This window comes from Pseudodesulfovibrio halophilus DSM 5663, assembly GCF_059568665.1.
In genome coordinates this window covers 94,986-115,195 of record NZ_JCANTV010000013.1, presented here as the reverse complement: position 1 = coordinate 115,195, position 20,210 = coordinate 94,986, and the positions used below count along the sequence as shown (strand labels likewise).

General features: G+C 64.8%; 16 protein-coding genes. 7 read left to right on the top strand and 9 right to left on the bottom strand.

What is annotated here, in order from left to right; all coding sequences use genetic code 11:
* The first annotated feature begins 5 nt into the window (after positions 1 to 5).
* Together BR24_RS12585 and BR24_RS12580 are read left to right on the top strand one after the other, a co-directional pair.
* On the top strand, positions 6 to 929 hold the full coding sequence (locus BR24_RS12585; RefSeq protein WP_496541832.1) for a LysR family transcriptional regulator: 924 nt from the start codon (positions 6 to 8) through the stop codon (positions 927 to 929).
* Positions 930 to 1,004: 75 nt separating this feature from the next.
* Positions 1,005 to 1,838, top strand: a complete 834-nt coding sequence (locus tag BR24_RS12580; RefSeq protein WP_496541831.1) for a DUF169 domain-containing protein — start codon at positions 1,005 to 1,007, stop codon at positions 1,836 to 1,838.
* 9 nt (positions 1,839 to 1,847) lie between these two features.
* Here BR24_RS12580 and BR24_RS12575 read toward each other — a convergent pair whose 3' ends face one another.
* From BR24_RS12575 to BR24_RS12565, 3 genes are all read right to left on the bottom strand, one after another.
* The gene (locus BR24_RS12575; protein WP_496541830.1) at positions 1,848 to 3,338 is read right to left on the bottom strand and encodes an adenosine deaminase family protein; all 1,491 of its coding nucleotides are present in this window, start codon (positions 3,336 to 3,338) and stop codon (positions 1,848 to 1,850) included.
* A gap of 75 nt (positions 3,339 to 3,413) precedes the next feature.
* On the bottom strand, positions 3,414 to 4,097 hold the full coding sequence (locus BR24_RS12570; RefSeq protein WP_496541829.1) for a PEP-CTERM sorting domain-containing protein: 684 nt from the start codon (positions 4,095 to 4,097) through the stop codon (positions 3,414 to 3,416).
* 174 nt (positions 4,098 to 4,271) lie between these two features.
* Entirely contained in the window at positions 4,272 to 5,801 is a 1,530-nt protein-coding gene (locus BR24_RS12565) for a YifB family Mg chelatase-like AAA ATPase (protein ID WP_496541828.1), read from the bottom strand.
* Positions 5,802 to 5,955: 154 nt separating this feature from the next.
* On the opposite strand from BR24_RS12565, the gene BR24_RS12560 reads away from it, so the two are divergent.
* Positions 5,956 to 7,053, top strand: a complete 1,098-nt coding sequence (locus BR24_RS12560; RefSeq protein ID WP_496541827.1) for an EAL domain-containing protein — start codon at positions 5,956 to 5,958, stop codon at positions 7,051 to 7,053.
* Between the two features lie 78 nt (positions 7,054 to 7,131).
* Here the strand turns inward: BR24_RS12560 and ilvD are convergent, their stop codons facing one another.
* The 5 genes from ilvD to BR24_RS12535 all read right to left on the bottom strand — a co-directional run bounded on the left by ilvD (position 7,132) and on the right by BR24_RS12535 (position 14,771).
* Complete coding sequence (gene ilvD / locus BR24_RS12555; protein ID WP_496541826.1) at positions 7,132 to 8,790, bottom strand: dihydroxy-acid dehydratase; 1,659 nt, start codon at positions 8,788 to 8,790, stop codon at positions 7,132 to 7,134.
* Between the two features lie 325 nt (positions 8,791 to 9,115).
* Complete coding sequence (gene radA, locus BR24_RS12550; protein WP_496541825.1) at positions 9,116 to 10,447, bottom strand: DNA repair protein RadA; 1,332 nt, start codon at positions 10,445 to 10,447, stop codon at positions 9,116 to 9,118.
* Between the two features lie 3 nt (positions 10,448 to 10,450).
* Positions 10,451 to 11,563 carry a MerR family transcriptional regulator gene (locus tag BR24_RS12545; protein WP_496541824.1) on the bottom strand — a complete coding sequence of 371 codons (1,113 nt, stop codon included), beginning with the start codon at positions 11,561 to 11,563 and terminating at the stop codon, positions 10,451 to 10,453.
* Between the two features lie 185 nt (positions 11,564 to 11,748).
* Positions 11,749 to 12,084 (bottom strand): carboxymuconolactone decarboxylase family protein, encoded by a 336-nt coding sequence (locus tag BR24_RS12540; RefSeq protein ID WP_496541823.1) that lies wholly within the window; start codon positions 12,082 to 12,084, stop codon positions 11,749 to 11,751.
* Between the two features lie 167 nt (positions 12,085 to 12,251).
* Complete coding sequence (locus BR24_RS12535) at positions 12,252 to 14,771, bottom strand: ABC transporter ATP-binding protein (protein ID WP_496541822.1); 2,520 nt, start codon at positions 14,769 to 14,771, stop codon at positions 12,252 to 12,254.
* A gap of 160 nt (positions 14,772 to 14,931) precedes the next feature.
* Between BR24_RS12535 and BR24_RS12530 the strand changes: the two genes are divergently transcribed.
* Genes BR24_RS12530 through BR24_RS12520 form a run of 3 tightly spaced genes read left to right on the top strand, consistent with a single transcriptional unit; the run spans position 14,932 to position 17,921 of the window.
* Entirely contained in the window at positions 14,932 to 17,127 is a 2,196-nt protein-coding gene (locus tag BR24_RS12530; RefSeq protein WP_496541821.1) for a SpoIIE family protein phosphatase, read from the top strand.
* Positions 17,124 to 17,570 carry an ATP-binding protein gene (locus tag BR24_RS12525; RefSeq protein WP_496541820.1) on the top strand — a complete coding sequence of 149 codons (447 nt, stop codon included), beginning with the start codon at positions 17,124 to 17,126 and terminating at the stop codon, positions 17,568 to 17,570. Before BR24_RS12530 ends, BR24_RS12525 begins: the two co-directional genes overlap by 4 nt.
* Before the next feature lie 18 nt (positions 17,571 to 17,588).
* Positions 17,589 to 17,921, top strand: coding sequence for an STAS domain-containing protein (locus BR24_RS12520; protein WP_496541819.1), 333 nt, complete (start codon positions 17,589 to 17,591; stop codon positions 17,919 to 17,921).
* Between the two features lie 24 nt (positions 17,922 to 17,945).
* Here the strand turns inward: BR24_RS12520 and BR24_RS12515 are convergent, their stop codons facing one another.
* Positions 17,946 to 19,403 (bottom strand): PP2C family protein-serine/threonine phosphatase, encoded by a 1,458-nt coding sequence (locus tag BR24_RS12515; protein ID WP_496541818.1) that lies wholly within the window; start codon positions 19,401 to 19,403, stop codon positions 17,946 to 17,948.
* A 207-nt stretch (positions 19,404 to 19,610) separates the two neighbouring features.
* Between BR24_RS12515 and BR24_RS12510 the strand changes: the two genes are divergently transcribed.
* Complete coding sequence (locus BR24_RS12510; RefSeq protein WP_496541817.1) at positions 19,611 to 20,210, top strand: hypothetical protein; 600 nt, start codon at positions 19,611 to 19,613, stop codon at positions 20,208 to 20,210.

Below are 20,210 nucleotides of genomic sequence, written 5' to 3'. Positions count from 1 at the left end.
CAGCCATGCGACATACCATCGACCAACTTCGGGCGTTCGTGGCGGCTGCCGAGGAGGGCTCCTTCTCGGGTGCGGCGCGGCGATTGGGGCGCGCCCAATCCTCGGTGAGCCAGTCTGTCATGAATCTGGAAATAGACTGGGGCGTGGACCTGTTCGACCGCGAGGGACGCTTCCCGGTGCTTACGCCGCAGGGGGAAGGGCTGCTCAAGGAGGCGCGCCTGCTCTTGCGTCGCAGCGAGGAGCTGGACCGCCGCGCCGCGGCCCATGCCGGTGAGACGGAAGCACGCCTGACCTTCGTGGAGGACGAACTGGTGCCGCTGCCGTTCGTGTTCGCGCTGCTCAAGGATTTCGAGCGCCGGTTTCCGGACGTGGAGCTGGACATCCTGTTCGCCTCGCCGCAGGAGGCGGAGCGCATGATCCGCTCCGGCCGCGCGGACATAGGGGCCACCGTGTTTCTGGACGGTGAGCCGGAAGGCCTGAGCCTGACGCGCATCATGGACATGGAGTTCGTGCACTGCTGCTCCCCGGAGCATCCCTTGGCGGCCCGCGGAGATGTGAGCCGCGCGGATCTGGAGTCGCACCGCCAGCTTGTGCTCTCGGGCAGTTCCGGGTCCGGGCGGATTCCCTCGGACGCGCACGGCATCCTGCGCTGGGCCAGCAATTCCTATTATGTGGTCCACCAATACGCCTGCGAGGGACACGGCTGGGCGGTGCTGCCCCGCTTCATGGTGGAACAGGACCTTGCGGCGGGCCGGCTGCGACTGCTCGAGGTCCCGGGCGGCACGCGCCGGATGCCTCTTCATCTGGCGACCCGCGCGGAACCGACCTTTGGCCCGGCCGCGGACTGGCTGGTACGTAATCTGGCGTCCGTGCGGCTGGAGGACCTGCGCCGCATCCCGTTCCCGCCAATGTTCATGATGCCGGAATAGTTGTGGAGTTCTTGCCGCAGAGCTCCCGGCATGGTAGCCGGGTTGCAGCTGCAACCGAAAAACCGAGGGAAGGAAATGAAACAGGAAGTGCTGGATCGACTGCCGGAGTTCATGGACGTTCTGGAGCTCGAGGAAGAGCCCATGGGCATCTTCTTCACCGACCGCAGGCCGGAGGAGGGGTTCTCGCCCAAGCCCATGGATATGCCCACGCTCGAAATGGAGCAGCGCGGGGAAGTGGACTGGGGCGAGGTCTTCGGAAACTTCTCCTGCGCCGTGGGCAACATCTGGCGGGCAAGAAGGAAAAACACGGCGGCGTGGTTCAGCGCCCGGCGCTTCGGCTGCCCCGGTTCGGCCTTCTGGCAGGGATTCAACAAGCCGCAGCTGGACATGATCGTCCGGTACGTCTCAACCGGCATCCCCGGCCACATGGAGGGCGAGCATTACTGCGCCTCACCCGAGACCACGCGGCGCATCTTCGACGAGCTGGACCCGGTCTCCGCGCCGGAGCCGTATCTGGTCTACAAGCCGCTTTCGCAGTTCGGGGAAGACGAGACGCCGCTCGTGGTGGCGTTTTTCACCCGCCCGGAGCCGCTCTCCGGTCTGCATCAGTTGGCCGCCTACGTCACGGGCGACCCGGACGTGGTCCGTTCGCCGTGGGCGGCGGCCTGCGGCGGCCTCGTGGCGTGGCCGCTCAAGTATCTGGAGCAGGGAGAGAACAAGGCCGTGCTCGGGGGCTGGGACCCGTCGGCGCGCAAGTTCTACGCACCGGACGAACTTTCCTTCACCGTGCCCTTTCCCATGCTGGAATCCATGCTGGAGCAGTGGGAAGAATCTTTCCTCACCCGCAAGTCGTGGCCCACGGTCAGAAAAAAGGCCGGACGCTCCAAGCGCGCCTGGGGCCGGGGCTAGTCTCCGGGATCAGCGGGCTGCCTCGAAGGCGCGCAGCCGCTTTTCCAGTCGCCACTGCTCTGCGGCCTTCTCGCTGCCGTCCAACAGCCTGCGGCATGCCTCGTCAGGGGTTTCGTCCCCGGCGCAGGCCGCGTTCATGCGGAACCCGTCGGGGTTCTCCCACAGAGACGCACCCGGCAGGAAGGAGTATTCCAGTGAATTACGCGCCGCGCGTTTGAGCTCCTCATAGGTGAAGCGCTGGTCACGCACGGCCTTGACATACTCCGACGTCAGGTCGGTACGGCCAACTCCCATATCGTCCGTGGACAGCGCCACCGGTACTCCCGCCGCCATATAGGTGCGGATGGGGTGCTCCGGGCCGGAGACGCGCAGGATGACCTCGTTGCTGGTCAGCAGGGATACGAGGGCGATGCGGTTTTCACGCATGAAGGCGAGGGTTTCGCGGGCATGGTCCTCGTAGGCGATGTCCACGCCGTGGCCGATGCGGTCCGCGTGGCCCACGGTGACGGCCTTGCGGATGTGATCGGACAGGGCCTCGGGCGTGGTCAGCCCGCCCGTAAGTTCCCCGGCATGCAGGGCGATACGCACTTCGGGATACTTCTGGTGGAAAAAGTCGAGCATGCGCATGTGCAGGTCGTAGTCGCGCACGGAGATGGGCGCGTCCTCAGGTGCCACCATGTTCAGCCCGAGCACCAGCGGTTCGCGCCTCGCCAGCTCGAAGGACCACGCCATCTGAGCGAAGACGGCAGCCGGTTCCACCACCCGGACGATCTGGTTGATGTAGCGCACATTCACGTCGCTCCCCGGTCCGCCGCCCAACAGATCGCGTCGCTTCGCATCCCAGTCGGCAAGCGTCTGCCGCGCCTGAGGCATGTCTTCAAACAGCCCGGCATCCTGAAGACGCTTCAGCGTTTGCGCCGGATCGCCATCCCACCCGGCCTTCGCCGCATAAGGCGTGACCCATTGCGGCCCGTAGGCCGAAAGCATCACTTCAAGATACTGGACCTTGTCCCGCGCGGCCTGACGCGAGGTGAGCGCGAGCATCCGGCCTTTATCGTCGTTTGCCGCGCCGAATCTGCCGAAGGTGACGAAGAACTGGTCGTGTCCCCACATGCGGTCGTCGCGGCGGTCCTGACGCGTGGAAAGGGCGTTGACCGTGTGGTTCCAGAGGTCTGCGTCCGTGTACGCCCCGGCGGCCTTTGCCTGTGAATCGTCGCAGGGCGGTGCGGAAATTCGGCCTGTCTCCCGGTCGATGCATGCTCCGTCGCGGGCGGCCCATCCTATGTAGTCCTCGGCGTAGGGCACGCCGGAGAGGTGGGTGTGCAGCTCCGCGCCCTTGGGCATCTCGGCCAGCAGCATGCGAAGCGAGACCGGATCGCGGGCCGGGAGATTCGCGATGGAGCCGACGGGTCCGCTTTTCGCGGTGCAGCCGGGAAGGACGGTCAGGGTTATGCACAACAGGGCCGCGGCGACAACCGGGAGCATGGAGTTCTTGTTCATGCTACCAGTTGCCGCCGAACGGTCGGGTTGGTCAAGGCCTTAACGGCCCGGTGCCGTTATATTGTGAGGTTGCGGCTACTGCCTGTCCTGTCTGTTGCGGACGGGAGCCTTTCTGCCGTGCCGCCTCATGGCGATCAGCCCAAGCGCGCCGAAGCCTACGGCCAGCATGACGGCGGTGCCCGGTTCCGGGACAGGGGTCGCGGCGCTGCCGATCTGGAGGTTGTCGTAATCTATCCATGCGGTGAGGCCGCTCAGGGTGGCGGACGAGAACGGGTCCGCCGCGATGCCGAGGAAGGCTATCTCATCCGATGTGCCGCCGGAGTTGACGAAGTCCGGGACATCGAGCGGGTCGCCTCCGTCCAGCGCGAGGAAGATGTCCGCGCCGTAGTCGAGGTCGCCGAGCCACAGGCCGAAGCCCGGGACCGGAGCGCTGAAGGTGAAGGTGATCTGTGTGCCGCGGCTGGTGACCCAGTATCCGCTGCCGAAGTGCGTCTCGCTCTGCGCCGAGCCAAGGTACCCGTTGGATGCCGTGGCGGTGATGCCGTTGCCGAAGTCGATGCCGCTGCCGCTTTCGAAGTCTTCCATGAAGTAGCCGGCGAAGTGGCTGCGGAATCCGGCCTCGGCGTCGAACGGGTCGGCGTCGTCCGCCGCGCTGCCGGAGAGGTCCTGCCCGAAATACAGCGTGTCTGCCGAGGCGGGAGCCGTCAACAGAACCATGACCATGACCGAAAGGAACCAGTACAATGTCCTGTACCTCATATCGGAACTCCTTTTTGGGCTCCGCAAAGCAGAAAGTGTTCCACCAAAAATGGATATGATTTTACAGGCGGTTCCGTAAGTACGGTGTCTCGGCGGTCCGGAAAAGTGTCGGAAAAGGCGACGGATTGTCGGAAAAACTGTCGCCGTTCGCGTGACGGCGCAGGGGGGAGCGCACTACTCCTTGCGATCAAGCGTGCGGTAGTTGATGGCCTCCGCAAGATGGTTCACCGCGATGGCCGCGCTGCCGTCGAGGTCGGCCACGGTGCGGGCGATGCGCAGGATGCGCGTGTAGGCGCGGGCTGACAGGCCGAGGGATTTGACCGCGTTCTCGAGGAAGGTGTGGCAGGTCGCTTCGAGGCGGCAGTGCTCTTCCAGCGCCGATCCGGTGAGTTGGGCGTTCACGGAGACCGGGAGCCCCTTGAAGCGCTCGGCCTGACGGTCGCGGGCCTCCATGATGCGCGAACGCATGGTGGCGGAGTCCACGCTGCCGCGCTCGCGTTTGAGGTCTTCGTACGGCACGGCCGGGACGTCCACGTGCAGGTCGATGCGGTCCAGCAGCGGCCCGGAGAGCTTGCCGCGGTATCGCTGCACTGCGAGCGGCGTGCAGGAGCACGGGTGCTGATCGTCCGTCATGTAACCGCACGGGCAGGGGTTCATGGCCGCCACGAGCATGAAATCCGCCGGGTATGACAGGCTGACCAGCGAGCGGGAGATGGAGACGCGCCCGTCCTCCAGCGGCTGGCGCAGCACTTCCAGCGCGTTCTTTTTGAATTCGGGCAGTTCGTCAAGGAACAGCACGCCCCGGTGGGCCAGCGACACCTCGCCGGGCTGGGGATAGCGACCGCCGCCGATGAGCCCGATGTCGGAGATGGTGTGATGCGGCGAGCGAAAGGGCCGGGTGACCATCAGCGCGCGGTCGCCCTGCATCCGCCCCGCCACGGAGTAGACCTTGGTAACCTCCAGCGCCTCGTCGAAATCCAGCGGCGGCAGGACTGTGGGGATGCGCTGGGAGAGCATGGTCTTGCCGGAGCCGGGAGGGCCGATGAACAGCAGGTTGTGCGCTCCGGCAGCGGCGATCTCGATGGCCCGCTTGGCGTGCTCCTGCCCCTTGACCTCGCTGAAGTCCTCCAGAAACGTCTCGCGTCCGGCCCAGAGGGTCTCGATGTCCACGCTCTCCGGTTCCAGATGCTCCTGCCCCGAGAGAAAGCGCACGGCCTGCCCCAGATCGTCCACGCCGATGACCGGCAGGCCGTCAACCACCGCGGCCTCGGCCGCGTTGCCCCGTGGCAGGATCAGCCCTTTTGCCCCTTCGCGCAGCGCGGCCACGGCCAGCGGAAGGCTGCCGTCCACCGGACCGAGGTGTCCGCCGAGGGAGAGCTCCCCGGCCATGTACCAGCCGTTCACCGCGTCGGGGTCGAGCGCCCCGGACGCCGTGAGCAGGCCGACGGCCATGGGCAGGTCGTAGGCGCTGCCTTCCTTGCGCACGTCCGCCGGAGCCAGGTTCACCGTCACCCGTGCCGGGGGCAACTTGAAGCCGCTGTTCTTGAGGGCGGAATACACGCGTTCCTTGGCTTCACGCACCGCGCCGTCCGGAAGCCCCACCATGGTGAAGGCGGGCAGGCCGGAGCGGGAAAAATCGACTTCAAGAGAAACGGGAAAGGCGTCGATGCCCATGAGCGCGGCGCAACGGACAGTGGAAATCACGAGGGCTCCTTGGTTGAAGTGTTCAAGATGAGTATATAACTGGATTTCATTTGTAAAGAATCGCCTATTTCTTTGATGGTTTCGTTAATGGCCGGCTACAGAAGCGAAATGGGATTGACTTGTATCCCCCATCAAATAAAATGGAGGGATGAATATGCTCGACGATCCGCGCCTCAAGGTTGGTTGCCAGCGTTGCGAAAAGCTGCCCGATCCGCTTCCGGACAAGGGCACGCTTTATCTTGCCCCGCCCATCATCCAGACCACCGACGCCCTCAGGGAACAGTTGGACAGGATGGGGCTGCCGTATGAGGAAGTACACCAGTCCGTTTTCGCCGTGCCGTTCACGCGTCCCGAACTGGAACGCATCTGCGATGACGGCATCTGCGAAGTCAGCCAGCTGGAGTTGCGGGATACCAAGTCTCTGATCCTTGCCGACGGCGAGGAACTCAGCATGCACCACCTCACGCGGATGCATCCGCTGGAATCCGTGGTAGCCCGGCTGCGCGGGGAATGGCTCATAGATTTGCTGCGGGAGCAGCGGCTGTACTCGCATTTCCATCCCATCGTGCACACGCAGGAGCCACAGCGCATATTCGCCTACGAATGTCTGGCGCGGGGCAGGGACAAGGAGGGCGGACCGGTCTTTCCCGGAACCATGTTCGACATCGCGATTTCCGCGGACCTGCTGTTCAATCTTGACCGTGCCTGTCGCCTGAGCGCCATCCGGGGCTGTGTGGAGTACGGCATCGAATCGAACGTGTTCGTCAATTTCACCCCCGGCACCATCTACAACCCGAAGCACTGCCTCAAGACCACTCTGCGCGCAGTGGAGGCGGCCGGTCTCAGCCCGTCTCAGGTGGTGTTCGAGGTGGTGGAGAGCGAAGAGATCACCGACCCCGACCATCTGCTGAATATCTTGAATTACTACCGGGAACACGGGTTCCGTGTGGCGCTCGATGACCTCGGCTCCGGCTTCTCCTCCCTGAATCTGCTGACGCGGCTCAGGCCGGATTTCGTCAAGCTGGACATGGAGCTGGTCCGAAACGTGGACAAGGACGAGTTCAAGTCGGTCATCACCACCAAGCTGCTTTCCATGGCGCGCAATCTGGGCGTGCAGACCATCGCCGAGGGCGTGGAGACCGTGGAGGAATGGAACTGGCTGCGCGAGCAGGGCGCGGACTATGTGCAGGGCTTCCTCTTCGCCCGCCCCGCCGCTCCGCCACCCGGAGTGGTCGTGCCGCAGGGCGGCTGATCGATACTTTTCTGCGCTCCCGAAAAAAGGCGGACCGTCCAATGACGGTCCGCCTTTTTGTATTCTTGAAGCGTCGGCCTATTCGTAAACGCCGCCGGTGCTGGCGGAGGTCACGAGCCGCGCGTAGCGCCTGAGGAAGGGGGACTTGATCTCCTTGATCACGGGCTTGAAGTCCTTGCGCCGGGCTTCCAGTTCGGCCTCGTCCACCTGCAGCTCGATGCTGCGGGCCGGGATGTCGATGGCGATGGGGTCGCCTTCGCGGATCAGGCCGATGGGGCCGCCCGCCGCCGCCTCGGGAGAGACGTGGCCGATGGCCGCGCCGCGGGTGCCGCCGGAGAAACGGCCGTCGGTGATCAGAGCCACTGAGTCCCCAAGGCCCATGCCCATGATGGCCGCCGTTGGGGAGAGCATTTCACGCATCCCCGGGCCGCCCTTGGGACCCTCGAAGCGGATGACGACCACGTCGCCGGACTTGATCTGTCCGTCGAGAATGGCGGTCATGGCGTCTTCTTCGGAGTCGAACACCCGAGCCGGGCCGGTGCGCTGCATCATTTCAGGTGCAACGGCGGACTGCTTGACCACGCAGCCCTCGGGCGCGAGCGAACCGAAGAGCACCGCGATGCCGCCTTCCTCGCTGTAGGGCGAATCAATGGGGCGGACGACCTCGGTGTCCACGTTGGCGGCCTTGATGTCCTTGAGGTTCTCGCCGACGGTCTTTCCGGTGACGGTCAGGGCGTCGAGGCTGATGAGGTCGCGCTTGGCGAGCTCGGTCATGACGGCCGGGATGCCGCCTGCGGTGTTCAGGTCCTCGATGTGGTGCGCGCCAGCCGGAGAGAGCTTGCACAGGTTCGGGGTGGCGCGGCTGACCTCGTTGAACAGGTCGAGCGAGAGGTCCAGGCCCGCTTCCGCGAACAGGGCGGGCAGGTGCAGGGTGGTGTTGGTGGAGCATCCAAGCGCCATGTCCATGGCCACCGCGTTGCGAACGGCCTTTTCGGTGACGATGTCGCGCGGCTTGATGTCCTTCTCGAACAGATTCATGACCTTCATGCCCGCGTCCTTGGCGAGGCGGCGCCGTCCGGACATGACGGCCGGGATGGTGCCGTTGCCGGGCAGGGCGAGGCCGATGGTCTCGGACAGGCAGTTCATGGAGTTGGCGGTGAACATGCCCGCGCATGAGCCGCAGGTGGGACAGGCGGACTGCTCCAGCTCTACAAGCTCCTCCTCGGTCATGCTGCCGGCCTTGACGCGGCCCACGCCCTCGAAGACGGTGATGAGGTCGCTCTTGCCGCGGTTGCCCGCCAGCATGGGGCCGCCGGAAACGATGACGGCCGGGATGTTCAGGCGCAGGATGCCCATGAGCATGCCGGGCACGATCTTGTCGCAGTTGGGGATGCAGATGAGCGCGTCGAAGGGATGCGCCGTGGCCATGATCTCTAGCGAGTCGGCGATGACTTCGCGGCTCGGCAGGGACATTTTCATGCCCTCGTGGTTCATGGCGATGCCGTCGCATACGCCGATGGCCGGGAACTCGACCGGGGTGCCGCCCGCCATGCGCACGCCGTCCATGGCCGCCTGCGCAATCTCCCGTAGGTGCACGTGTCCGGGAATGATGCCGTTCTGGGCGTGGCAGACGCCCACCAGCGGGCGGTCCATCTCCTCGCGGCTCATGCCTGTGGCGTACAACAGGGAACGGTGCGGCGCCTTTTCGAGGCCGCCGGTCATCTTCTTGCTTCTCATGTGATCCTCTCCTTGGTTCCGTTTGATCCCCCGGAGTTCAAACCGGAACGGTGCCGGGTGTCAAGGAACATTGCCAAACAGGCCGGTCCCGAAAACCGAATTACGCCCCCGCCGGACCGTCCGGCGGGGGCTGCCGGAGAGCGACGCCCCGGGGACCGCCCCCGGGACGCAGACAGTATAGCCCCGGTTTGCGGGGCATGGCTTTTTCGGCGGGCGTGCGGGCGTGGAAAGGGCAACATTCCCTGTTGACGGCGCACAAAGCCCGCTTCCGGGGAAACGGGCGATTCAGAAACAATGTGGGCGCGTGAAAGGCGCTTGACAGGGGTCAGCCGCGTCTGCCGAACAGGAACCGCTGCAGATCGCCGAGGGTGCGGCATTCGGCGGAATGGACCGCGGGCGAGAAACCGAGGCGCTCAGCCTGCGCCTTGCGCGTGTCGTGCCCCGGCGCGCTGCGGACCTGCCCGTTGAGATCCACCTCGCCCCAGAAGATGGCGCCTTCCGGCAGAGGCTGATCGTAGAAGGTGGAGAGGATGGCCGCCGCCACCGCGAGGTCGAGGCCCGGGTCGCGCGTCACCAGTCCGCCGGCCAGCTTGGCGTAGATGTCGTACTGGCCCAGATTGAGGTTCAGCCGCTTCTGCATCACCGCCAGCAGCAGGTGCAGGCGGTTGCCGTCGAGGCCGAGGGCCGTGCGCCGGGGGTTGGAGAGATGGGTCTCCGTGGACAGGGCCTGCACTTCCAGCGCAAAGGGGCGGTGCCCGTCCACGGCCAGCGCCAGCGCGGTCCCGGGGAGGGACGTGTCCCGCTTGCCCAGAAAATGTGTGGACGGGTCGCCCACCGGGGTCAGGCCGGTCTCGTGCATGTCCATGACCACCAGCTCGTCGGACGGGCCGAAGCGGTTCTTGAGCACGCGCAGGATGCGGGAGCGGGTGCGCCGGTCGCCCTCAAGGTAGAGCACCGTGTCCACCATGTGCTCCAGCAGCTTCGGCCCGGCGATCTGTCCGTCCTTGGTGACGTGGCCCACGAGGACCAGCGCCGTGCCCTTGGCCTTGGTCCGTTCGATGAGCTCCGTGGAGACCGCGCGGACCTGCGACACGCTGCCGGGAAGTCCTTCGGCGCGCGGCGAGGCCAGTGTCTGCACCGAGTCAGCGATGATCAGGTCGGGCGGGTTCGGCCCTTCGAGCGCGTCCAGCAATTCGTCGGCGTTGCTGGTGGCCACGGCCTTCAGGGTGGGGGAGAGGCGGCTGATGCGCTCGGCGCGATTCCTGAGTTGCGGCAGGGACTCCTCGCCCGAGCCGTAGACCACGCCGTCGCCGTCGTTGGCGCGGGTCCCGGCGAGCTGGAGAAGCAGGGTGGATTTGCCCACGCCCGGCTCTCCGCCGAGCAGGATGGCGGCCCCCGGAACAAGACCGCCGCCCAGAACAGGGTCGAGCCCTTCGAGTCCAGTGGGGCGGGCGTCGAAGTCCTCGGTGCTGCATTCTGAGAGCGGCTGCGGCTTGGATGCGCGCAGGGCCGTAGCCGGTGCCGCGCCTGTCTTTTTGGCGGTGCGTTCGGTGACGGCCGCGAGGGTGTTCCACTCTCCGCACCCGGGGCACTGTCCCTGCCAGCGGCCGGAGCGCGCGCCGCATTCCGTGCAGCGATATACTTCCTTGGTCTTCATGCGTTAGCCCGCGATGCGGTCCTTGATCTGGCGGAAAAACTCCTGAAGGAAGGCCGGGGACGTTTCCTTGCCGTCCACGTCCAGACGCCAGAGCAGCACCACCAGATTGCCGCGGGGCGTCTTGGTGCCGCCGAAAAAGAGCTCGTGGCGTTCACCGTTTGCGGCCTGCATCTCGTAGACCCACGAGCGGTCGCGCCGTTCCCATCTGGACCGGCCCGCGTTTCCGGCCTCGTTTTCGAGGGCCTCGACAAAGCCCCGAAGCGGCAGGCGGCCCGGCACGCCGAGGAACTCGCCCTGCTCGTTGCGGATGACGATGGGCGTGTCCATGAAGGTGTCGGAGGGGTGTTCCCAGGTGGACGCCTCCGGCTTGTCAGCGCTCTCGTCCGGACGGTCCGCTTCGGCCTTTTCCGCTTCCTCGCGCTCTTCGCCCAGCTCGTAGGATTTGACACCTTCGCGACCGCGCACGTTGAGGATGCGTCGCTTGGGCCGGTGCGCCTTCTCGTCTTCAGCGGAAGCCGGGGCGTCATCGGTCGGCCCGGAAGCGGCCTCCTCAGGCTCGGCCTCCGATCCGGGACGGTCCATGTCCGGGGAGTAGGTGTGCGTCCCCGGAGCGGGCGTGGTGCCGCGAAGGGCCTCCAGCATCTCGGCGAAGCGCTCCTGATTGCGGGTCTCGGTGGCCACGAGCCCCTCGATGGCCTTCTCCAGCTTCTTGAGGCGCTGGTCCGAGCGGGCCTGCGCCGTGGCGAGCTGGGCCATGCCGTGCATCATCTGGCCGGCGGTCTCGAAGAACTTCTCCATGTATTCGGAGGAAACACCGGCGGCCGGGTCGGCGGACTGTGGCGCGGCGGCAGGCTTTGCGCCCTTGCCCGACCGGTCCTTGCGGTGCTCCTTGAAGTTTTCCTTGAGCACCTTCCACGTGGCGTTGACGGACATGCCCTTTGCGAAGCAGTCGCGGATGGTCAGGCATATCTCGCCCGCTTCGGGCCGGAAGCGGATGGGCTTGCCTTCGGTGAGGACCGGGATGAAATTCGGGAACTTGCGGCGGTAGCTCTTGATGGTGGTCTCGGACACGCCGCAGAGTTTGGCGAGGTCCTTGTGGGTCAGTGCTTCCGACATGGGGGTGATCCTCCGCGTGTTGAAAATCGTCGTGCTTCGTCGTGCCATTTTTTCCAATGACTTATGTAATAACGATAGCTTTCCGAAAGGGTAACGGTAAACCCGCTTTCGGTCAAGACGCGCAGGGTCGGAGAAAGGGGGAGGTGCCGGAGTTCCGGACGCGGAACTCCGGCGCGGGGAAAAGGTTATTCGTCCTCGAAGAGGTTGTCCACTTCTTCGTAGACGTACTTCATGTACATCATCTTTGGGGAGCCGCCCATGGCCACGGCGAGCAGGCCCGCGTCGATGATCTCGTCACGGGTGGCGCCCTGCGACGCGGCGTTCTGGACGTGGAGGGAGATGCACATGTCGCACTGCGAGAGGATGGAGCAGGCGATGAGGATCAGGCTCTGGTTCTTGCCGCTGATGGACGAGCCTTTCTTGATGGTTTCGGTGAAGCCGCGATAGGCCTTGAAGATGTCGCGGCGGTTCTTGTTCATCTGACGAAAGAGCTCCAGCGCTTTTTCCGCGGGTTCCTGCATGTCGGCACTCCTTGGCTTTGCCCGCGCTCGCGGGCGTTGGAAGGTGTCGGGCACGGTACTTTCCGGCAGCATTCCGCTAGCAGGAGTTTTTTGCTCCTGTCAATTAAAAGGGCCTTTTGTTGGCGAATGAATAAAAATATGCGGGCTCAATGTTGCGATGAGAAAAATCACCTCTCGCCGGTAACGAGCTGGTGCAATGCGCCGCGCTTCTCCATGAGCTCCTCGTAGCCGCCCTGCTCCACGACGCGACCGGCCTTGAGGACGAGGACCTTGTCGTAGTGCTTGAGCAGGTCGAGGCGGTGGATGACCGCGATGACGGTGTTGCGCCCCTTGAACTTGTTGGTGATGAGGTTCTGCACGCGCGACTGGGATGCGTTGTCCAACGCGGCGGTGGCTTCGTCGAGGATCATCACCGGCGGACTCTTGAGGAAGGTGCGCGCCAGCGCGATTTTCTGCCGCTGTCCGCCCGAGAGTCGGTCGCCCATGCTGCCGACCTCGAAGTTCAGGCCCATCTCGACGATCTGCTCCAGAACGCCTTCCATGATCAGCAGCTGCATGATGCGCTGGTTGATGCGCTCCTCGTTGCCCTTGCCCACCTTGACGCGGCCGAAGACGATGTTGTCCTGAATGGAGCGGGTGTGGACGTAGTTGGCCGGGTTCAGGAAGTCCAGCGCGTCGGGGTCGACCTCGGCCATCATGTGCATGAACGGCTTCCTCGCGTCCACGAGGGCTTGGGCCAGATCGTCGGGGATGTCCATGAGCCCGTGCGCGCCGGGAGTGCACATCAGGGCCAGATGCAGCAGCAGGGTGCGCGTCTCCTCGCTCAGCTCCCGGCCCTGGTCGATGCGGCCCACGATGCGCAGCACCTCGTCGTACTGCTCCTCGGACACCGGGCTCTGCCTCAACATCTCGGGGTTCTCCCGGTCGCGCCCCACAGCGCCCACGGTGCGAAGCGCCACCTCGGCCCCCAGCTCTTCGAGCGGGCCGCGAAGCTCGCGCGCGTCCAGAAAGCTCAGGAAAATCTCGTTGCGGTGCAGCTCGGAGGTGACCCATTCGGGCTTGTTGGGCGCACCCCAGACCACGTTGGCGCCCACGCGCAGGTAATAGGAGTATTGGTCGGGGTCGAAGAATTCCAGATCGTCGCGCAGGTCTTCCGCATGGGACTCGCGGAACTCCTCGCGGGCGTGGATGACGGCTTGCACCAGATCGGCGTGCTGGCGGGGGTCGAGGGTGAAGCGCAGGCCGAAGCCGAGCACGTCGAGGAACAGGCCCACCTGCTGGACCACCTCGATGATCTTGTCCAGCGACGGTTCTCCGTTGTCGGTGGCCTCGGGACAGTGGCCGCCCTGCAGGTTGAGGGCGCGGCAGGAGTAGAGCAGGTTGTCGCGCACCGTGCCGCTGAAGATGAACGGCTGCTGCGCCACCATGCCCACGTTGCGCGTCACGTCCTGCTTGCACAGGTCGTTGATTTCATGCCCGTCCAGCGTGGCGGACCCGGCAGTGTATCGGTACAGCTGCGCAACGCATAGAGCCAGCGTGCTCTTGCCCGAACCGGAGAAGCCCACCAGCGCGACGTGTTCGCCGGGCGCGGCGCTCATGTTCACCTTGTCCAGCAGGCGGATGCCGCCGCCAACGTCAAAGGTCAGGTTCCTGACCCGGATATCGCCGTCGACGTCCAGCCGGTCCCCGTCGTCGCAGGTGAGGGAGTGGTCCGGCGTCACGTCGAAGCCGTCCATGACCTGCTTGTAGCGCACCGAACTGTCGATGAAGTTCTGCCAGAAATTCATCAGCTCCTTCCACGGATCGTAGAGCTTTTCATAGGCCGAGAGGAAGGCCACCAGCGCGCCGAGGTCGAAGCGCCCCTTGATGGCGAGGTAGCCGCCCACGAGAAAGAGGATGAACGGCCCGAGGCTCTGGAAGAAGTTGTTCACGAACTTGATGCCGAACTTGAAGGCGTTCATGCGCAGGGTGGCGGAGTACAGTCGTTGGATTATCTCACGGAACTTGCCGGACTCCAGCGGGATGGACGCGTTGGAATGCACCTCGTGCACGCCGCTGATGGATTCGCCGATCAGCCCGGAGACCTGCTGATTCTCGTTGATGCGCTCGCGGTTGGCGCGGTTGAAGTACTTTTGCAGGCGGGGAATGACCAGAATCTCGATGGGGTAGATGGAGACGCTGAGGGCGCCGAGCAGCGGGTTGAGGTAGAACATGTATCCGGCCATGGCCAGAAAGGTGAGGATGTTCACCAGCGGCACGGCCACGGCGGCCCCGATGAAGGTGGCCACGGGAATGAGCTCGGTGATGGTGTAGGAGATGACCTGCCCCGGCGAGGTGTGCCGGTAAAAGTTGATGGGCAGTGACAGGGCGTGGGCGTAAAGCCGTTCGCGGATGGTCTTGAGGGTGCGCTCTCCTATGTAGTTCTGCAACAGATTGATGGCGTATTTCAGGATGCCCGCAAGGACCGTGGCCCCGATGTACAGGCCGCAGTAGAGGAACAGCTTGTCGATGTCCCGCATGCCGATGGCTTCGTTGATGATGCGTTTCTGCATCTCCAGCGGCAGGATGCGCAAGCCGACCGTGACGAGAATGATGGCGGCGGTGAGCAGCTGAAGTTTGGTATTCTTGTGGAATACCCAGGAGTAGAGCGAAGTCTTGGCGATCGGCGTGGCGTCGTTGTTTTGCATGTCGTGCCTTGTTGCGGTCCCGTCGGAGTCCCCTGAGGGGAGCATTCATTCGTGGGATATTACGTGAATGGACACGGGAATCCAAGAGGATTTCCAAACTCCGCGGCATCCGGGGTTATCAAGTGCGCCCTTTCAGGGTATCATGCGCGCAGAGGCGTTCATGAAACTGAGTATCCGCTGGAAATATTTTCTCCTTTTGCTGGCGTTCAGCCTTGTCCCGCTGCTGGGAATGCGCGAGCTCCTCGGGGTGCTGGGCGCGCGCGTCGTGGATGAAGTGGCCACCAGCGCAAGGCGTGACGTGGGCGCGCTCATCCGGCAGGGCCTGCTGAACGCCGTCACCGGGGCCGCCGAGATACTCGAGGGCGAGGGCACGGCCTACGCCCTGAGCGCCGGGATGCTCGCGGACACCGCCGCCCATAAGCTGGAGAGCGCTCCCTCCGAGCTGGTGGCGGAGTTGCGGCGCAGAGTCGGCGAGGACGCCGCAGTGGAGGACAACTACTTTCTCATAGGCCGCGAGCACGGCAGGCTGGCCGAGGGGCCGCCTGCGGAGAGCGGCGCGCGCTATTTCCGCATTGGCCGCAAGGGGCGCGGGCGCAGCCTCCCCGTGGATCGCGACAAGCTGGGCGTGCTGCTCCCCGTGGGCATGAGCAGGCAGGAGGCGCGGGCCGAGATAGACGCGCTGGCCGCCATGCTGCCGGAAATCCGCGCCCTCTACCGTTCGCTGGACAGCACCCCCTTCTGGATTCACGTGGATCTGGAGTCGGGGGTGCGGGCCATCTACCCCGGACACAAGGGCTACCCGCTCATGTACGACCACCGGCTCACCGAGTGGTACCGCCGCGCAAAACGCGGCGAAGGGGAGCCGGTGTGGACCTCGCCGGTGGTGGACCCCGTCACCCGGCAGGTGGTTGGCTCCATCAGCCAGCCCATTCGCGACCGCGACAACAGGCTGCTTGGCGTGGCGACGCTGGATATTTCTCTTTCCAAGCTGTTGCAGGAGAACCGGTTGAAGGACCAGTGGGGCGGCGACCAGTCATCGTTCCTGGTGGTGCGCGACAACCGCCCCGAGGGCGGCCGGGGCCTGAAGGTGGTTGCCCAGCGCGAGTACGGAGGCGGCTTCGCCAACTGGCAGCTGGGCATCCGCAGGGAGTGGCTGGGCTCCAAATCGGAAGCCGACTTCGCGGCCTTCGTGGAGCGCGTGGAGAACGAGTCCAGCGGCATCGCCGAGATGCCCTACAAGGGTGAGCCCGCCCTGTGGGCGTTCGCTTCCAAGCCGTCCTACACGTTCATGGTCATCCTGCCGCTGAAGGCAGTTGAGAAGTATCCCGGCAAGGTTCACGCCACCATCGAAGGCCTCTTCGACAGGCTGCGCGAATATTCCCAGTGGGCCATCCTGGCCCTGCTCGGGGCGGTGGGCGCGGTGGCGCTTTACTGGTCCAACCGCTCCACGGCGCCGCTGCTCTCCATGGCGGACACCGCCAAGCGGCTCTCGGACGGAGACTTCACCGCGCGCATGGACCAGAGCTTCGGGGACGAGCGCGACGCCCTCATCAGTACCTTCAATGAAATGGGGCCGCGCCTTCGCGAGCACATGCGCATCCGTCGTGACATGGAGCTCGCCAGCACCGTGCAGGAGCTGCTGCTGCCGAGGGAGAACCCTGACCTGCCGGGCTTCGAGATCGCGGGGGCGCTCCTGTACAGCGACCAGACCGGCGGCGACTATTTCGATTATCTTGCGGTCCGGGGCAAGGACCGCCCTGCGCAGGCCGTGGTGGTGGGCGACGTCACGGGCCACGGGATGCAGGCGGCCCTGCTCATGGCCACGGCCCGGGCGCTGCTGCACGGGCTCTCCGGCGCGCGGCTGCCGCTGGGCGACCGCGTGAGTCTCGTCAACCGCAGCCTGAGCGCGGACCTTGAGGACACCGGCCGGTTCATGACCATGTTCTATCTTCAGCTGGAGGTTGGATCGGACGTGGTCAAATGGGTCCGGGCGGGCCACGACCCGGCCTTTACCCTCAGGCCCGGCAGCGACGAGTTCGGCAGGCTCGACGGCGGCAGCCTTCCGCTGGGCGTGGAGCCGGACATGGCTTACGAATCGCACGAAGGCAGGCTGGTGCCGGGCGAGCTGGTGATTCTCGCCACCGACGGCATCTGGGAGGCCCGCTCCCGGCAGGGAGAAATGTTCGGCAAGGAACGTTTCCTTGCCATCATCCGGCAAAACAGGGATAAAGAGGCAGGAGAGATCGTCTCCGCAGTGTTCCGCGAGGTGAATTCCTTTGTGGACGGGGCTGCGCGGGAAGACGACATGACCATGGTGGTTGTCCGTCGAAAAACCGATTCTCCGGAGTGGACGTGACCTATCACAGCACAACGTTCCGCATGACCAACAAGCAGAAGTGCTTCCAGATATTCCGGCCTCAGGTGGAAGAGTTCTGCCAGCGCCACGGCCTGTCCGAAAAGCAGGTCTTCAGCCTGACGCTGGTCATCGACGAGCTTATCACCAATATCCTGTCCTACGGCTACACCGACCTCGAGGAACACTACATCGAGGTGACCCTTGGCATCGACGGGGAGAGGTTGAGCATCGAAATCCGCGACGACGCGGAGCCGTTCAACATTCTGGAGGCGCCGGAGCCGGAGCTTGACCTTCCGGTGGAGGAGCGGGTACGTCCCGTCGGCGGCATGGGGGTGCACATCGTGAAGAAGCTCATGAACTGCATCGAGTATCGCCGCGAGGACGGCCGCAACGTGCTGCGGCTGGAAAAGGATATCAACGACGAGTGCCCCTGCGGGTGCTGATCACGGGGAGAATAGCGAATGCCTGTTGAACAGATGAACGAGAACGGAGTCGCGGTGCTGAACGTGCAGGGCAGCCTCGGGTCCGACGAGACGCAGGAGCTGGAGGACGCCGTCCTCGGCCTGCTGGAAAACGGCGAGACGCGCCTGCTGTTCGACTTCTCGGAGCTGGACTACATCAACAGCTCCGGCCTGCGGGTGCTCGTGCTGGCCTATCAGCGGCTCAAGAAGGCGTCCGGCACCGTTGCGATCTGCGGGGTCAAGGACTACATCCGCGAGATCTTCGAGGTCTCCGGCTACGACAAGATTTTTTCCATGTACCCGGATCGCGGGCAGGCCATGCAGGGACTGTAGGGCGCCGGGGTCCGGGGAAACTCCTCACCCCTGCCCCGCCATGCGCACGACCACCAGCGTTATGTCGTCGTCCGGCTTCGGGCAGAATCGCCCCACGGCCCGGAAGATGCCCCGCATCATGTCCGCCGCGTCGTCGGTCGCGTGCTCACGTATCGCGTCTCTGAGCCTCTTTTCACCGAACATGTCGCCCCCGTTGCTGGCCTCGGTCACGCCGTCGCTGAGCAGGAGCAGATACCGCTCGTGCAGGGACGGTTCGAGCCGCTCCGTGTGGTAGCGCCATGCAGCGTCAACCCCGAGCGGGATGTCCATGGACTTCAGGCTGCTGAATTCGTCGGTGGCGGGGGTGTAGATCAGCGCCGAGGGATGCCCCGCGCCGCACCACTGGAAGTCGCCGTCCGGGCCGGCGAGAAGCAGGAAGGCGGTGACGAACCGGCCGGTGCCGTGAACGTCCAGCGCAAGCTGACGGTTTGCGGCCTGCATGATCCCGCCGGCGCCGAGCGCGTCGTTGTCGGCCGCCAGCCGCAGGTAGGCACGGCACGAGGTCATGAGCAGGGCCGCGGCCACGCCGTGCCCGACCACGTCGCCGACGACCATGGCGGTGCGGTCGCCGCTTTTCATGTAGTCGTAAAAGTCCCCTCCGGTTTCGTCGCTGTAGAGGCTGCTCCCGGCGATGTCCAGCCCCTGTATCCGGGGCGGCTCGGGCAGGAAGTTCAATTGCACTTCTCGGGCGATTTCGAGGCCCTTTCTCATGCGCAGGCTGTCGCGCAGGCGCACGATCATGCTGTTGGTGTGGCCCGCGATGAAGCCAAGCTCGTCGTTGGTGGCTACGGCCGCCAGTCGGGAGAAGTCGCCGTCGCTGACGCGTTCGAGCACTTCCGTCTCGTTGTCGAACAGCAGCCTCAGATTGCGCGAAGACGAAATGATGAGGTTGAGGGTGAGCAGGAGCAGCACCCCCATGACGAAGACGACCTCGATCAGGACCGAGCGCGTCAGGCGGGCAAAGGTGTCGGGCGAGGCGGGCTGCGCCGCGACCCAGTTGATGTCGCGCACGAAGACCAGCAGCAGCACGATGGCGGTCAGCACGATGACGGCCACGGCCACCGCGGTGAAGCGATGCGTCAGCGGCACCATGCGCCGGGGAGGACGTCTCGCGCCGCGCATGGAGCGGGCGGAGTGAATCACCCGGCGTTCCCGGGCCAGCGCCAGATCGAGCGAGGCGAACAGGCCCATGGTGAATATCGCCAGACTCAGCTTCAGCCCGCTGCCGACGAAGGGGAAGCCCGCCACCAGCCAGAGCAGCACCGCCCCGGCCAGCGCGGCCAGCGTGAAGATGGCCATGTCCATGCGGAACTGGAGCGAGGAGCGAAAGAGCAGCGGGGCGGCGTCCACTTGCCTTGGCTCCACAAGCGCCCGCAGACACAGCGCCGCAACCAGCGGTGTCGCCACGTACGCGGAGAGCTTCCACACGGGAAGCGACTCCATGAAGGGTCAGACCTGCCCCCCGTAAAGGACGGTCGCCGCGAAGAGGAAAAGATAATTGATGATTGCCCGCACCGGCCCTCCGGGGCTGTCGGCGCACCCGCGTCGCGAGTCGCAGCCGGGGTTTTCCTGATATCTTTTGATTTACGGGATGATCTCGCGTAAAACAAGGATGTAGTCTCAACGTAACCATATTTACGGAAACCGAACATGAAGAAACTGCTGTTCGCCTGCGTCATACTCGCCGGGATAGCCGTCACCGCGGCACACGCCGCCGAAGTGCCCCGAACCATTGCCGGGATAACCCTCGGCAGTCAGTTCGACGAATACAAGGACCTGTGCCGCATGGAGTTCTACGGCTCCAACTCGGACATCATCTTTCTCAAGGACGCGCCGCTCAAGGAAGAGGCCATCCCCGGCATCCGCGGCGGCGACATTTACGCCGCCACCTGCGCCCATCCGGGAGAGGTCGTGCGCGTCAAGCTCAAGTTCTCCGACCGCAAGAAGCGCCTCTACGAGAGTCTGCTCGAACGCTACAAGGACAAGTTCGGCGAGCCCGACAACTACAAGGGCGACGCGTTCCGCAACGTGGTCGCGTGGGAGTGGCTCATCTCCGACGACACCCGCACGGTCAACCTCACGCTGATGTACAGCATCGACCCCGAGTTCCGGCCCGGCGTCTCCATCAAGATGACCGACGAGACCATGCTCCGCGAGGACTACGAGTGTTATCAGAAGGAGCATCACGAGCCGCGTCGCAAGAGGATGCACCGGGGCATGATCGACCTCGGCGACTTCGTGCCAGAATAG

Excerpts from the sequence above, each read along its gene's own strand:
- BR24_RS12540 (WP_496541823.1), bottom strand. The coding sequence starts at position 12,084 with ATGCAGGAACCCGCGGAAAAAGCGCTGGAGCTCTTTCGTCAGATGAAC.
- BR24_RS12545 (WP_496541824.1), bottom strand. The coding sequence starts at position 11,563 with ATGTCGGAAGCACTGACCCACAAGGACCTCGCCAAACTCTGCGGCGTG.
- BR24_RS12515 (WP_496541818.1), bottom strand. The coding sequence starts at position 19,403 with ATGGAGTCGCTTCCCGTGTGGAAGCTCTCCGCGTACGTGGCGACACCG.
- BR24_RS12520 (WP_496541819.1), top strand. The coding sequence starts at position 17,589 with ATGCCTGTTGAACAGATGAACGAGAACGGAGTCGCGGTGCTGAACGTG.
- BR24_RS12560 (WP_496541827.1), top strand. The coding sequence starts at position 5,956 with ATGCTCGACGATCCGCGCCTCAAGGTTGGTTGCCAGCGTTGCGAAAAG.
- BR24_RS12580 (WP_496541831.1), top strand. The coding sequence starts at position 1,005 with ATGAAACAGGAAGTGCTGGATCGACTGCCGGAGTTCATGGACGTTCTG.
- BR24_RS12510 (WP_496541817.1), top strand. The coding sequence starts at position 19,611 with ATGAAGAAACTGCTGTTCGCCTGCGTCATACTCGCCGGGATAGCCGTC.
- radA (WP_496541825.1), bottom strand. The coding sequence starts at position 10,447 with ATGAAGACCAAGGAAGTATATCGCTGCACGGAATGCGGCGCGCGCTCC.
- BR24_RS12530 (WP_496541821.1), top strand. The coding sequence starts at position 14,932 with ATGAAACTGAGTATCCGCTGGAAATATTTTCTCCTTTTGCTGGCGTTC.
- BR24_RS12585 (WP_496541832.1), top strand. The coding sequence starts at position 6 with ATGCGACATACCATCGACCAACTTCGGGCGTTCGTGGCGGCTGCCGAG.
- ilvD (WP_496541826.1), bottom strand. The coding sequence starts at position 8,790 with ATGAGAAGCAAGAAGATGACCGGCGGCCTCGAAAAGGCGCCGCACCGT.
- BR24_RS12575 (WP_496541830.1), bottom strand. The coding sequence starts at position 3,338 with ATGAACAAGAACTCCATGCTCCCGGTTGTCGCCGCGGCCCTGTTGTGC.
- BR24_RS12570 (WP_496541829.1), bottom strand. The coding sequence starts at position 4,097 with ATGAGGTACAGGACATTGTACTGGTTCCTTTCGGTCATGGTCATGGTT.
- BR24_RS12535 (WP_496541822.1), bottom strand. The coding sequence starts at position 14,771 with ATGCAAAACAACGACGCCACGCCGATCGCCAAGACTTCGCTCTACTCC.